This is a genomic window from Pseudonocardia sp. EV170527-09 (assembly GCF_008369905.1).
GTDB lineage: Bacteria > Actinomycetota > Actinomycetes > Mycobacteriales > Pseudonocardiaceae > Pseudonocardia.
This window is the reverse complement of sequence record NZ_VRMC01000414.1, coordinates 1-284: the sequence shown is the minus strand read 5'-3', so window position 1 is coordinate 284 and position 284 is coordinate 1. Positions and strand designations below refer to the sequence as shown.

At 62.7% G+C, this 284-nt stretch carries 1 protein-coding gene; it reads left to right on the top strand.

Annotated features, from left to right (window positions below):
* Positions 1 to 284, top strand: a 284-nt coding sequence (locus FVA95_RS29660; protein WP_193564454.1) for a site-2 protease family protein, incomplete at both ends; no start/stop codon positions are given.

The window sequence follows — 284 nt, the reverse complement described above, 5'->3', positions numbered from 1 at the left end:
GGGCCAGGTGATCGGCGGCGACCGTTCGGTCAAGGAACTGGGCGGGCCGCTCAAGATCGCACAGGTGTCGGGGCAGGCGGCGACGCTGGGGCTGGAGAGCTTCATCTTCTTCATCGCCCTCATCTCGATTAACTTGGGGTTCATCAACCTCTTGCCAATTCCCATGCTGGATGGCGGTCATCTGCTTTTCTATGGGGTGGAGGCAGTGCAGCGGCGGCCGGTGAGCCCGCAGGTGCAGGATTGGGCCTATCGGTCGGGTCTGGCGCTGCTGATGACGGTCATGT